The organism is Pseudomonas sp. KH_024_B2 (assembly GCF_057839965.1).
In genome coordinates this window covers 2,959,040-2,972,161 of record NZ_CM174502.1, presented here as the reverse complement: position 1 = coordinate 2,972,161, position 13,122 = coordinate 2,959,040, and the positions used below count along the sequence as shown (strand labels likewise).

The following is a 13,122-nucleotide window of genomic DNA, read 5'->3' as shown; positions in this document are numbered from 1 at the left end:
TCTAGTGGAGAGAACTTAAATGCTTCTACACCTGTCGACCTGGGCCGAAATCGGCGACTTTCTACAACGCAGTCGTACCATCGTGATCCCGATCGGTTCGAATGAACAACACGTGCCCGTGAAGCCCAGAAAACAGCGGACATCCTGATTGCCCCGACCTTCAACATTGGCATGGCCCAGCACCATCTAGGCTTTCCGGGAACCATTTCGCTGCGTCCATCAACCTTCATTGCAGCCATTGGCGATTGGGTACGGTCTTTGGCAGCGCACGGGTTTGAGAAAATCCTGTTCCTCAATGGTCACGGCGGCAATGTTGCATCGATTGAAGCGGCGTTCTCGGAACTCTACGCCGAGGCGAGCTTCGCTCGACGCCCATCGGGGTTTGCGCTGAAGTTATGCAACTGGTGGGACCTTGAAGGCGTGGGTGAACTGGCACGGGAGCAGTTCCCTACAGGGCACGGCGTTCATGCCACGCCTTCCGAGATTGCTGTTACCCAATGGGCATACCCGGACTCGATCAAGTCGGCTGAGTATTCGCCCCAGATCGCCGCGTGGGGGCCAATTCGCGAAGCACAGGACTTCCGCGCACGCCATCCGGACGGCCGCATGGGCTCGGACCCCGCTCAGGCAACACCGGAAAAAGGTCGAGCACTGGTGATGATGGCAGCTCAGGGCTTGGTTCAAGAGGTGGAAGCATTCAGCCGGGAATCGAAACCGGGCAGCAACGCCTGAGACACGTCATTTTGGCCAGCCTCCTGGGGCCCAGGGCTGGCCGTACCCAGCTCATCCACAGCGATGAAAGTGGATGCGCCTTCTTTGGTTTTAATAATATCTGGCTATTACCGCTACAACGAAACAGTCATTGATCTTTTAAAGTTATTTATTGTTTTGCTTCGGTGCTTTATGACTATTGGATATAGCCATTTTTGCGGTAGTTGTTTAAGTTCAGGCATTTACTTAACTAAAGATATCAATGGGCCATTAATTAAAGATCGAGATGCTTGAATTTGCTTAATAAAAAATACGATCTATAGCTATCCATACCTTTCGGATCGTGGACCGTCAGTTCCCCTCAGGAACTTGCACTTCGTCCAGGTCATCAACGGTTTCCGAGCAGTGGGTGGGTTCGGATGTAGTTGTGTTGGTTGTGAGGCGAGGTTGTAGCTGCCTCTGAAGGGATTTGACCATCAACCACCTGCATCCTGTCCGGAAAGGATCCGCCATGCCAGCCCAACTCAGCTATCCAGGCGTCTATATCGAAGAACTGCCGAGCGGCGTGCGGACCATTACCGGTGTCGCGACCTCGGTAGCTGCTTTTGCCGGTTCGGCTCCACGCGGGCCGATAAACAAAGCCCAGCACCTGTTCAGTTTCGCCGATTACGAGCGACGCTTCGGCGGTTTGGCGGTGGATTCCGAGATGGGCTATGCAGTCCGCCAGTTCTTCCAGAACGGCGGCACCGAAGCTTACGTGGTGCGTATCGTCAAGGACGCCAGTACCGCGAGCAAAACCCTGCAGAACGCGACGCCGATCGATGTGCTGAAGGCCGAGGCGCTGGACGAAGGCTCTGCTGGTAACGGTATCGAAGTCCGGGTGGATCACCTCACCATCAACCCCGGTAGCTCATTCAACATCACGTTCATCCGCGCCTCGGATGGGCGCGCCGAACGCTATGAAAACCTGTCGATGAACTCGATGGATGCCCGCTACGCCCTGGACCAGGTGAATGCGGTTTCACAGCTGGTAAAACTCAGTCGGATGGTCGGTCAGCCTGCGCTGGATGGGTTGGCCGCCGGTACATCGCGCAGTGCCAGCCTGGCCGATGTGGCGACCCTGCTGGACGCCAATCACAACGAATTTCGGGTCAGCGTGAACAATCTGCCGCCGGTCAAGGTGCTGATCGCGCTGCCGGCGGATATCGCGGGCGGCACCCCGACCCAGCGTCTGGATGCGCTGTGTGGCGCAATCCAGACCAAGGTTCGGGCGCAGGCAAACAGCCAATTGGCCTACCAGAACTTCACCTGTGCGCGGCCGGCCGCTACGCAGACAATTCTGATGACGTCCGGTGTCGGCGGTGAATTCTCCAGTGTGCGGGTGCTGCCCGGGCAGAAGAGCAATGCCAGCGCCGCGCTCAAACTGGGCAGTGAGGCCGGCGGGGTAGAGGTCGACTCGGTCGGAGCGATTCGACCGGTGCCGGTGCCTGATCCGGCGACCCTCACCAGCGATACCTTTGGTGCCAACGATCTGGATGCACTGCCGGATGCAACCCACACCGGCCTTCGCATCAGCCTCGATGGCAATCTCGACGTGATCGATATCGGTGACGCGGGGGCGGTTGGCGGCGACCTTGCAGCCAAACTGAAAGACGTCGCCGCGCGGATTGAGGCGGCGGTGCGTGCGCGCAAACCAGGCGATCCGGCCTACCGGAACTTTACCTGCTCGGCGGTCGGCAGCACCCTGGTCCTGGCCACCGGCACCCAAGGTGCGGCATCGAGCATCGCGGTCTCGGCTTCGCCGCTAAACAGCATCGCCAGCCAGCTGCACTTGCTGGCAGGCTCGCTCACCACCCAGCCGGTGAATGTCACCCTGCAAGGCGGCAGTGAAACAGCCTATTCCGCCGCGGATATCTATTCCTCCTTCATTGCCGACCGTGACACGCGCAAAGGGCTGTATGCGCTGGAAGAGGTGGACCTGTTCAACATCCTCTGCCTACCGGGTATCACCGACACTGGCGTGCTGATGGATGCAGCGGCCTACTGTGAGGAACGCCGGGCATTCTTCGTGATCGACTCGCCGCCAACGGCTGTCGATCCGCAGCAGATGGTGGTCGCAGTATCTGGCACGGCATTGCCAAAGTCCGATCACGCCGCGGTCTACTACCCCTGGATCTACATCGCCGACCCCTTGAAGAACGGCAAGCTGCGTCTCAGCGCACCTTGCGGCACCGTGGCCGGGCTTTACGCCCGCACCGATGGCGACCGTGGTGTGTGGAAAGCGCCGGCCGGCACTGAAGCCAGCTTGATCGGGGTGCAGGCGCTGAACTATCAATTGAACGACCGCGAGAACGGCAGTCTCAACCCGCTGGGGGTCAACTGCCTGCGCAGTTTTCCGGTCTACGGTGCGGTGTCTTGGGGGGCCAGGACTTTGCGCGGGGCCGACCAGATGACCTCGGAATACAAGTACGTGCCGGTGCGTCGGCTGGCGCTGTTTCTCGAAGAAAGCCTGTATCGCGGCACTCAGTGGGTGGTGTTTGAGCCCAATGATGAACCGCTCTGGGCGCAGATCCGGCTCAACCTTGGTGCCTTCATGAACAGCCTGTTCCGCCAGGGCGCTTTCCAGGGAAAAACGCCGCGCGAGGCCTATCTGGTCAAGTGCGATCGTGAAACCACCACCCAGGACGACATCAATCGCGGGGTGGTGAATATACTGGTGGCTTTCGCTCCGTTGAAACCGGCGGAGTTCGTGGTGATCAGGATCCAGCAGCTGGCTGGGCAGATTCAGGTGTAATCAAGGCTGCAGCCACTCGAACGGGTGGCTGCTGAACCGCTGCATCAGGGAGATATGCCATGGCTCAGTTCACGGTCAACGCCCAACGTTTCGATCCGTATAAAAACTTCAAATTCCGCGTCAAGTGGGACGGTCGCTATGTCGCGGGTATTAGCAAGGTATCGGCGCTAAAACGCACCACTGAAGTGGTCAAGCACCGCGAAGGCGGTGATCCCAGCAGCAGCCGCAAATCACCGGGGCGTACGGAATTCGAGGCGATCACCCTGGAGCGCGGGGTGACCCACGATGCCGATTTCGAGCGCTGGGCGAACAAGGTCTGGAACTTCGCCTCCGGTCTGGGCGCGGAGGTCTCGCTCAAGGATTTTCGCAAGGACATCATCATCGAGCTGTACAACGAAGCCGGCCAATTGGCCCTGGCGTACAAGGTGTTCCGCTGCTGGGTCAGCGAGTTCCAGTCGCTGCCGGACCTGGACGCCAATGCCAACGCCGTGGCCATCGCCCGCCTGAAGCTGGAAAACGAAGGCTGGGAGCGCGATTACGAGGTGGCCGAACCGAGCGAGCCAAGCTTTAACGAGCCGAACTGACGAGGCGTCGTGCCTGCTGGTGTTTCCATGATGGAGATCCCGACTGTGTCCAAGCTTGATTCCGCTGACTGGCTGGCGATCTGGGACCATAGCCAGACGCTGCCTCCCGCACTGCAATCCTGCGCGCTATTGGCGCCTTTGCTGACCGACGGACTGGAGGGCGCCAAGCGGTTGCCGGTGGGGCGGCGCGATGCGCATCTGCTGGATCTGTATGGCGCACTTCTCGGTCCGCAATTGACCGCCATGGCCTGCTGCGGACACTGCGCCGAACGCTTGGAGCTGAACCTGAACACGGCCGACCTGCGTTTGGATGATCCGCCCGCCGAGACGCAGGATCTTCAACTTGAGTGGCAAGATTACCGCCTGCGTTTTCGCCTGCCGGACAGCCTCGACCTCGCGGTTCTGGCCCAATCGCTGGAGATTGCGCAGGTGCCCGACATGGAGCAGGCGCGTCAGCTGTTGGCCCGGCGTTGCGTGCTGGAGGCCGGGCAGGGCGCCCAGCCGGTATCGCCCGAGGCCTTGCCGCAGGAGCTGCTGCAGGCCTTGAGCGAGGCCATGAGCCAGGCCGATCCACAAGCGCTGATTGAGTTGGACATGTGCTGCCCAGCGTGCGAGGAACGCTGGAGCGAGGCCTTCGATATCGGCAGTTACCTGTTGGAAAGCCTCGATCATTGGGCACAACGAACACTCGATCATGTGCATCTGTTGGCCACGGCCTACGGCTGGAGCGAGGCGCAGATTCTTGCCTTGAGCCCGCAGCGTCGCGCCCGTTACCTGGAACGCGTGCAGTCATGAGCGACTTGCTGCTCGCCCTGGCCCGGCGCGCCTTGCAGCCGCCGGCGATTCGCCCGCGAATCGGCTCGCGCTTTGAAAACGATGCAATCGTGCAGCGCGAATTCGAGCAGGCGCCGCAGGCGCAGTTGGCATCCACTCGTGAACTGCCGAAGGCACCTGCCGCGATACCCGTGGAGGTGCAATCGAGGCCCGAGTCATCAACACCGACGCCAACGCTGCTGCCTGTGACGCCGATGTTGCAGCGGGTGGCCTCACTGCTGCAACCAACGTCGCCGGCGGGGACCCTCCCGCCAGCCATGCCCGGACCGCCGCAAACTTTGGTTTCGGCCGTGTTTGAATCGCCCAAGGAGTCTGGGCTGCCCCGGGATCCGCTGCTGTTATCGCCGGTTGACGATACCGCGCCACAGCATTCGCCCCCAGGCCCGCAAACCCGGTTGATCGAACGCTTCCACAGTGAACGGCGCATCGAGCACCACGAGCTCAGTCGGGAGCTGATCGAGCACCGTGTCGAACGGCTGCACGAGCAAGCGCCCGGCAGCGCCACGGTATCGCCGCCACTTCATGCACGGCAGGAACCGCACCCGGCGCAGGCCGATGGGCAAGCCGCCGCGCCACGGATCGAGATCAATATCGGACGCATCGAAATCCTCCCACACGAAGCAGCACCCGCATCGCGTGTCGAACAGCCGCCCCGGCGCCTGCCGGCCAAGTCTCTGGATGACTACCTGAGCGAGCGTAATTCGGGTGCAGGGCCGCGGTCATGAGTTCGCCACTGGGGCTGGCCGCCGCGCTCGCGACACTCCAGCAAATGCTCGAAAGCGGTCTGGCGGACTTGAAAGTCAGCGATGTGCTGGGCGGTGCGCCGAGCGTCACCTGTATCGGCCCGGATCGCATTGATCCCGCCGGCGGCGACCAATTGAACCTCTTTCTCTACAACCAGACGCGCAATCCCGGCTGGGCCAATCTCGGACTGCCGAGCCGCGACAGTGCGGGCGAGCGCATCGGCAATCCGCCCCTCGCGCTGGACTTGCACATACTCATCACCGCCTATGGCTCCGCTGATTTCCACGCCGAGATCCTGCTTGGCGCTGCGATGCAAATCCTTCACGACACCCCGGGACTGGGCCGCGACGCCATCCGCGCGGCGCTCAAACCGATGCCGAACAAACCCAATGTGCCCAAGGCGCTGGAACTCGCCGGACTGGCCGATCAGCTGGAACAACTGCGGATCACACCCCTCAACCTCAGCACTGACGAACTCTCGCGCATCTGGTCCTCAATCCAGGTACCCGCACGGCCCAGCGCGGCGTATCTCATCAGTGTGCTGCTGCAATCGACGGCCAGAAGCCAGCGCACGCCGTTGCCGGTACTGGCACGTAACCTCTATGTGGTGCCGTTGCGTACGCCACGGGTGGACCGGGTCGAGTCGGTGGCCGGTGCGGCAATGCCGATTCTGTCGGACGGCAACGTGCGGGTCAGCGGCGCCCAATTCAAGGCTCAGGCCCTACAACTGTTGGTCAATGGACTGGACCTCAGCGCCGGACTGAGCAAAATCGAAAACGAGACCCTCGAGTTCGGCTTTCTGTTCCCGGCGCTGCCGCCATCCTTGCGGGCGGGGGTCTGCACGTTGCAGGTGGTCCATGGGCAATTGCTCGGGACACCGCCAGTCGCGCATGGCGCGGTGCAATCGAACCTTGGCGTGTTCATTCTCAACCCTCAAGCGGGCTTTGTCGTTCAGCCCGGCGCGACCAGCAAGGTGGTCGACGGTGTGACCTACCGCTTCGGCAGCATCAAGGTGACCTGTGTTCCGCCCGTTGGGCCGGGGCAGCGGGTGCGTCTGCTGCTCAACGAAAAAGCACCGCCAAGCGACCGGCCGGCACGGTCCTACAGTTTCAGCGCAACTGACGGCAATGGCATTCTCCCGCCGGCCGAGCAGAGCGCAACGGTCACCATCGAATATCAAGGCGTCGCCCAAGGGGCCTATTTGGCAAGGGTGCAGGTGGATGCCGGAACCAGTGCGCTGGTCATGGCCGCTGATGGCCAATTCAGCGCGCCGCAGGTGCTGCCATGAGCCAGCGCCGCGATTTCGCCGACAACCGCCGTGTGCTGACGCAGGCGCTGGATGCTTTTGCCGCCTACCTGACGGCGCGGCTGGCTGGCGAGCCGGCGCCCTTGGGCGCTTATCTGGAGACCCCGCCGGCGCTGGCGCTGCTGTCCGAGCGGTTGGGGTTGAGCCGTTTCGAACAGGATCTGTTGCTGCTGGCCGCCGCCGTTGACCTTGACCCACGCTTTCGCGACTTGATGGCGCAAGCCCAAGGTGACGTGAACCAACCCTGGCTGAGTTTCGAGCTGGCCCTGCGCCTGCTGCCTGAACCTGAGTGGAGTGCGATCACCCCGATCGGCCGTCTGCGGCGCTGGCAATTGCTTGAACCCTTCGGCAGCGGCGGGGCGCTGCAAGCGCGGCTGGTGGTGGATGAAATCATCCTGCACCGGATCGCCGGCCTGAGCTTTCCCGATCCGCGTCTGGAACCCTGGTTTCGTCAGGAAAACCTGGCGGACGCCGAGTCGGTCGCTGTCGACAGGCAACAGGCAAGGGCCAGCATCCTTGAGATCGCCGCCCAGTGGCAGGCAGCGCCCAGCCTTGCCTTGGCATCGATTGCACGACTGGTGGAAGGCGACGGCGAAGGCTATGCCCAAGCCCTGGCGACAGAACTGGGGCTCAAGCTGTACCGGATGGCCGGGCATGACCTGCCTGTCGGGCATGTTGAACGCGAGCAATTGGCGCACCTGTGGGAGCGTGAAGCGCTGTTGCACGGCGTGCTGCTCTGGTCGCAACCGCAAGATCTGAACGCGGAGCAGGCACAACGTCTGGGCGACTTTTTCGATCACTTGCAGGGCCTGATACTGCTCAGTGGTGACAGCGCGCCGGCCCTGCGTCGCCGTCAATGCCGGGTCAGCGTCCAGGGCAGCGACGCGTCGGCACGACTCCAGCTCTGGCAACAACACTTGGGTGAATCAGTCTCAGGCGTCAACGGCCGACTCGGTCTACTGGCGGAACAGTTTCAACTCAACAACAGCACCATCCTGCATCTCGCCGAGGCCTTCAAGGCCAGGCCCAAAGGCGGTGTCGAACACCTTTGGCAGGCATGTCGCGAAGAAGCTCGACGTGGCCTGGAGCACCTGGCTGAACGAGTGGACGCCCGCGCCGACTGGGACGATCTGGTGTTGCCGGACGCGGCCCTGACAAGTCTGCATACGTTGGCAGCCCAGGTTCGTCAGCGCACACGGGTTTACCGCGATTGGGGCTTTGCCGAGCGCAGCGACCGTGGCCTGGGTATCAGCGCCTTGTTCGCTGGCGGCAGCGGCACCGGCAAAACCCTGGCCGCCGAAGTGCTGGCTCATGAACTGCAACTGGACCTTTACCGCATCGATCTGGCGGCACTGGTCAGCAAGTACATCGGCGAGACCGAGAAGAACCTGTCACGGGTATTCGCCGCGGCCGAAAGCAGCGGCGCGATCCTGCTGTTCGACGAGGCGGACGCCTTGTTCGGCAAACGCAGTGAAGTGCGCGACAGTCATGACCGATACGCGAACCTGGAGGTCAGCTACCTGCTGCAACGGATCGAGACTTACCGTGGACTGGCGATTCTCACCACCAACTTGAAGCAGGCCATCGACCCGGCATTCCAGCGTCGCATCCGTTTCATCGTGCAATTTCCCTTTCCCGATATGGAGGCCCGCAGCGCCATATGGCAGCGGGCGTTTCCACCCGATGCGCCGTGCAACGCGCTGGACATTGGCAAATTGGCGCGGCTTTCGCTGTCTGGCGGGCATATCCGCAACCTGGCCTTGAACGCGGCCTTCCTGGCGGCAGACAAGGACATGGCCATCGGCATGCAGCATCTGCGTGCAGCCGCCGAAGCAGAGTTCGCCAAACTGGAAAAACCGCTGCCGGCGGCGGAAGTGGGGGACTGGACATGACCCGCCCCCTGACACCCGTCGCCCCGACCATCAGCCTGACGATAGGTACCCTGGCGTTGCCCGGTTATTCATTGCGCAATGGCCAGCGACTGGCCGGTGCCCTGGAGCGTGAGTTGGGACGTTTGCTGATCGCGGCACCGCTGCCAGGGCAGGGTTTTGCGCTCGAACAAGTGCAAATCCCCCGGTTTGCCACACCTGCGGGTGAGCGCCCGGAGCGTACCGGACGGCGCTTGGCACGACTGATCGCTGAACAACTGCAGGGGCCGGGACAATGACCGAACACGCCCTTGCTCCCAGTGCCAAACGCGACGCCACGCCGCCGAAGACTGCCGTGCGTGGTCTGCTATTACAGCGCAAGTGCGCCTGTGGCGCGGGTGCCGGTAACAGCGGCGAGTGCGAAAGCTGCGCCGCCGGCCGCCAACAGAACCTGCAACGCAAGGGCAACGGTGCCCAAGGCGGGCAGGGTGTCCCGGCCTCGGTCAACGAGACTCTGGCGCGTCCCGGTCGACCGTTGGATGCAGACACTCGCGATTTCATGGAGAGCCGCTTCGACAGCGACTTCGCTGCCGTACGCATACACGACGACAGCGCCGCCGGGGCCAGTGCCCGGGATGTGGATGCGCATGCCTTCACTGTCGGCCAGGACATTGTGTTCGGTGACGGTCAATACCAACCCCAAAGCGAGAGCGGTCGACACCTGTTGGCTCACGAACTCGCCCATACCGTGCAACAACAAGGCTTGCAGCGCTCCGGCATCAGCAACCTGGCCGATCAGGGGCCGCAGTATCAGCGGCTGGAGCGCGAGGCTGATCTGGCGGCCGACAGCGTGATGCGCGGCCAGCCCCTGGCCAGCGGCGTGCTCAGCCAGGGCGGAGCGCGCCTGTCGCGCAAGGACGGCAAGGGCAAATCACAGGACTATGAGGTGGAGAGCCGTTACAAAGACCTCGAAATGACCACCGGGCACAAGGTCACACCAGAGAAAAAAACCACTGCCAAAGTGAAGGGCAAGGACAAGGAACTGGCCTCTTTCGACGTCGATTTCCTGGAGCTGCATGAGGTCAAGGGCCCGGTGCTCAAGGAATGGCAAAGCAAAGCCAAGGCCAAGGCCCTGCGCGCAATCATCACGTTGCAGGGGGCCAAGGCCCAGGAAGCAGGTCTCTGGCAAATGCGCGTCAGTTCCGACGAGCTGCGTTCGCGCTGGACCAACCTGCGCGGGTGGAAGATGGGCGATGCGCTGAACGCCGCCTGGCAAAAGGCCGGTGGCGACGCCGAGTTTCCCAAGGTTGGCGGTGGCACCTGCGAGATGGATCACGTCATCGAATTGCAGGTGGGAGGCGACAACACCCAGGAAAACATCCAGGTGCTCGATCGCCTGGATAACGGCATGAGCGGTAGCCTGATCAAGCAGCAGGTCTTCGGCCTGGCACAAGCCATTGCCCAAAAGATCGAGGAGGGTGGCGAGGAGCCGCCGGCGCAAATCCGCTTGGTGTTCGCCGATTCAAAAATGAAGGGTACCGGCAAGTGCGGGCCCTGCTGCGAAACTGCCAGGAAGCTCGGCAAACCCGGCAAGGACGGTCGTGCCGACAAGTCCACTGAAACCCTGATCGACTACCCGGTTGTTGCCGGCGGCAGTACGCGGGTGCTGCGGGTCAGCGAAAAGAGCAAGACGCCGCCGATCTTCGAGTCCGGCATCCCGGAAAACGTCGCAGGTGCCGAAATTCTTCCCGGGCTGTTGTTGATGACCCTGCGCCGGGTCGGCAAGGGCAAGGACACCATCAACGCGATGATCGACAACCGCGACCGGACACGCCTGCCGATCACCCTGCCTGCCAAGGGCACCGGGGTGGTGCTGGATGTCGCCGAGGATGGCGGCCTGACCCTCTCCGAGGCCGCGAAGAAGAACGCCGGTATCGCGTTCACCTACGAGTACTTGAGCCCCGGGCGCTTCACCAAACTGGATCTGGTGCCCGGTGGGGTCGCTGGCGAAGGCTACATCACGCCCACCAAAGTGCCCTTGCTGCAGCGGCTCGAAGTGGCCTTCTCACCGGAGTATTTCCGGCTCAAGGCACCGCTGGACAAAGACAAGTTGAAGCCCCCGTTCGCCGGGGTGAAAATCACCGAGGCCTCCCTGGCCATCGACCTGGCGCCAAAACTGAAGCCGGTCGGGACCGTGGCGTTCGAGTTCGGCGCGGCGAAGAAAATCGCCGCGAGCAAAGTCGAGGTCAGTGCCGACGAGAACGGCCTGGTGTTGACCGGGATTCTCTTTGTCTATTTGCCCGGCGTCGATGAAGCCAAGGGCGAGATCAAGTATCAGGCCGGCGAGTGGAGTGGCGGGGCGCATATCGAGTCGGGGCAGATGGCCGGCAAGATTCCCTATGTAAAGAGCGGCGCTGTCGATGTATTCCTCAAGGCCGGCAAGATCGACGCCAGCGGCAAGGTCAACCTGGAACTGCCGGGCGGCAACGAGGCATCGCTGGAACTCAATTACACCCGCAGCAAGTGGGTGTTCCAGGGGCGCGGCAAGATCAAGGTCAAGAGTCCCTACCTCAAGCCGATCCAGGCCAGCCTCTGGTACGACGGCGAGCTGTTCATCGCCAAGGGCCAGGCCGGATTCGCCTTCTCGGGTCTCGACGGCATCGTGGATGCCACCTACGAGAACAAGGGCGGCAAGGAGAAGGTCTACGGCAAGGGCGATATCAAAATCGACAAGGGCCGCGCCAAGGGCAATATCGTCGTCGAGTTGCTGCCCAATGAAAAGATCATCGGCAAGGGCAAGCTCTCCTACGAAATCAAGAAGGACATGGTGGCAACGGCCGGCATCACGGTGGACGAACAGCAAAAGATCACCTTCGACGGCGAGCTGAGCTTTCCCGACATCACCCTGTTCAAGCGCTTCCCGGAGAAACAGGAAGACCAGCCGATTTTCTCGGCCTCGGGAAGCATCCCGATTCCTGGTGCCTCCATCGGCCCGATCGGGCTCAAGGTCAAGCTTTGGGGCAGCCTTGGGTATTACTACTATGTCGGCCCCGGGGTGCTCACCGGGATCAAGGCTACGGTCAAGTTCAGTCCCTTCGAAGCCGACCCGGATTTCAGTTTCAACCTCAAGGCCAAGGCCAGCATCCCGGCGGGCGGGGGTATCAGCGGCAAAGTCGGCGCCGACGTGGTCATCGATCTGTACATCGCCGAGGTCGGTGGTGGCCTCAACGTCGAGGCCAAGGCCGGTCTTGAAGGCAAGGCCGAATTGGCCGGCGAGATTGCCTACAGCAAGGACAAATTCAGCGTCGATGCCAGCGCCTATATCGGCGGCAGCGTGGTGCTGGCCGCGGCGCTGAATGCCCGGGTCTACGCCGAAGCCGGGGTCTGGCGGTTCAAGGTGCGTACTGAAAAGACCTGGAAACTGCTCGGTGGCACCTTCGACACCGGCCTGAGCCTCGGCGTACGCCTTCCGCTGCACTACGACAGCATCGACGGCTTTCGCATGCCCAAGCTCTCCGATATCAAACCGGAACCTGCGCAGATCAATCTTGATCCGTCGAAGATGCTGTCCAACCTGTTTGGCAATGCCAAGAGTGAGGAGCGCGAGGTATGACCGGCTTTTCCAATTCGCCGAAAGTGCTCAAGGGCGGGCTGATCCTGATCGACCCGGCCAGCGGTGCCGTACTGCGGGTGATCGCCTTGCAGTACAACCCTGACCTGTTGACCCGCAGCCTGCAACCGCAGAGCACCGGAGGCAGCGCGGCGATCAGCGAGCCGCTACGGCTGAAGGGGCCGCCGGTGGAAACGATCAAACTCGACGCCGAGATCGACGCCACCGACCAGCTGGAGTTCTCCGACCAGCACCCCGGCGCGATCGAGGTCGGTATCCACCCGCAGCTCGCGGCACTCGAAACCATCGTCTACCCGGACAGCAACGCCTTGATCCGCAACAACCAGATGGCCAACGCCGGCACCCTGGAAATCGTCCCGGTGCAGGCGCCGCTGCCCTTGTTCGTGTGGAGCAAGGAACGCGTGGTGCCGGTGCGTATCACCGATTTTTCGATCGTCGAGGAGGCGTTTGACGTCAACCTCAACCCGATTCGCGCGCGCATTAGCCTCGGCATGCGCGTGCTCAACATCAATGACCTGGGCTTCGGCGACAAAGGCGGGCACCTCTACATGGTTTACCACCAGAGCCGCGAACGCCTGGCGCGCACGGCCAGCAGCACGACCCTGGCCAGCCTGGGTTTGAGCGCGCTTTTTTAAATCAACGGATAGCTG

Annotated in this window: 9 protein-coding genes and 1 pseudogene; all 10 read left to right on the top strand. The window is 62.1% G+C overall.

The window, feature by feature from the left end; translation table 11 throughout:
- Positions 1 to 19: 19 nt before the first annotated feature.
- The 10 genes and pseudogenes from AC3I0A_RS13950 to AC3I0A_RS13905 all read left to right on the top strand — a co-directional run bounded on the left by AC3I0A_RS13950 (position 20) and on the right by AC3I0A_RS13905 (position 13,107).
- A pseudogene (locus AC3I0A_RS13950) lies at positions 20 to 732 on the top strand (creatininase family protein).
- A 490-nt stretch (positions 733 to 1,222) separates the two neighbouring features.
- Positions 1,223 to 3,505, top strand: a complete 2,283-nt coding sequence (locus AC3I0A_RS13945; RefSeq protein ID WP_489372428.1) for a phage tail sheath family protein — start codon at positions 1,223 to 1,225, stop codon at positions 3,503 to 3,505.
- A gap of 59 nt (positions 3,506 to 3,564) precedes the next feature.
- On the top strand, positions 3,565 to 4,089 hold the full coding sequence (locus AC3I0A_RS13940; RefSeq protein ID WP_057399652.1) for a phage tail protein: 525 nt from the start codon (positions 3,565 to 3,567) through the stop codon (positions 4,087 to 4,089).
- A 45-nt stretch (positions 4,090 to 4,134) separates the two neighbouring features.
- Positions 4,135 to 4,884, top strand: coding sequence for a T4 family baseplate hub assembly chaperone (locus AC3I0A_RS13935; RefSeq protein WP_489372426.1), 750 nt, complete (start codon positions 4,135 to 4,137; stop codon positions 4,882 to 4,884).
- Positions 4,881 to 5,648, top strand: a complete 768-nt coding sequence (locus AC3I0A_RS13930; protein ID WP_489372425.1) for a hypothetical protein — start codon at positions 4,881 to 4,883, stop codon at positions 5,646 to 5,648. Before AC3I0A_RS13935 ends, AC3I0A_RS13930 begins: the two co-directional genes overlap by 4 nt.
- Positions 5,645 to 6,955 (top strand): Pvc16 family protein, encoded by a 1,311-nt coding sequence (locus AC3I0A_RS13925; RefSeq protein ID WP_489372424.1) that lies wholly within the window; start codon positions 5,645 to 5,647, stop codon positions 6,953 to 6,955. Before AC3I0A_RS13930 ends, AC3I0A_RS13925 begins: the two co-directional genes overlap by 4 nt.
- Positions 6,952 to 8,865, top strand: a complete 1,914-nt coding sequence (locus AC3I0A_RS13920; protein WP_489372422.1) for an ATP-binding protein — start codon at positions 6,952 to 6,954, stop codon at positions 8,863 to 8,865. The genes AC3I0A_RS13925 and AC3I0A_RS13920 overlap by 4 nt, the downstream gene beginning before the upstream one ends.
- Positions 8,862 to 9,140, top strand: a complete 279-nt coding sequence (locus AC3I0A_RS13915) for a hypothetical protein (RefSeq protein ID WP_057399647.1) — start codon at positions 8,862 to 8,864, stop codon at positions 9,138 to 9,140. The genes AC3I0A_RS13920 and AC3I0A_RS13915 overlap by 4 nt, the downstream gene beginning before the upstream one ends.
- Positions 9,137 to 12,454, top strand: a complete 3,318-nt coding sequence (locus AC3I0A_RS13910) for an eCIS core domain-containing protein (RefSeq protein WP_489372420.1) — start codon at positions 9,137 to 9,139, stop codon at positions 12,452 to 12,454. The genes AC3I0A_RS13915 and AC3I0A_RS13910 overlap by 4 nt, the downstream gene beginning before the upstream one ends.
- Entirely contained in the window at positions 12,451 to 13,107 is a 657-nt protein-coding gene (locus AC3I0A_RS13905; RefSeq protein WP_489372419.1) for a hypothetical protein, read from the top strand. The genes AC3I0A_RS13910 and AC3I0A_RS13905 overlap by 4 nt, the downstream gene beginning before the upstream one ends.
- The last annotated feature ends 15 nt before the right edge of the window (positions 13,108 to 13,122 follow it).

What these genes read in the sequence shown, in the direction of transcription:
- AC3I0A_RS13910 (WP_489372420.1), top strand. Translation starts at nt 9,137, where the DNA reads ATGACCGAACACGCCCTTGCTCCCAGTGCCAAACGCGACGCCACGCCG.
- AC3I0A_RS13930 (WP_489372425.1), top strand. Translation starts at nt 4,881, where the DNA reads ATGAGCGACTTGCTGCTCGCCCTGGCCCGGCGCGCCTTGCAGCCGCCG.
- AC3I0A_RS13925 (WP_489372424.1), top strand. Translation starts at nt 5,645, where the DNA reads ATGAGTTCGCCACTGGGGCTGGCCGCCGCGCTCGCGACACTCCAGCAA.
- AC3I0A_RS13920 (WP_489372422.1), top strand. Translation starts at nt 6,952, where the DNA reads ATGAGCCAGCGCCGCGATTTCGCCGACAACCGCCGTGTGCTGACGCAG.
- AC3I0A_RS13905 (WP_489372419.1), top strand. Translation starts at nt 12,451, where the DNA reads ATGACCGGCTTTTCCAATTCGCCGAAAGTGCTCAAGGGCGGGCTGATC.
- AC3I0A_RS13915 (WP_057399647.1), top strand. Translation starts at nt 8,862, where the DNA reads ATGACCCGCCCCCTGACACCCGTCGCCCCGACCATCAGCCTGACGATA.
- AC3I0A_RS13940 (WP_057399652.1), top strand. Translation starts at nt 3,565, where the DNA reads ATGGCTCAGTTCACGGTCAACGCCCAACGTTTCGATCCGTATAAAAAC.
- AC3I0A_RS13945 (WP_489372428.1), top strand. Translation starts at nt 1,223, where the DNA reads ATGCCAGCCCAACTCAGCTATCCAGGCGTCTATATCGAAGAACTGCCG.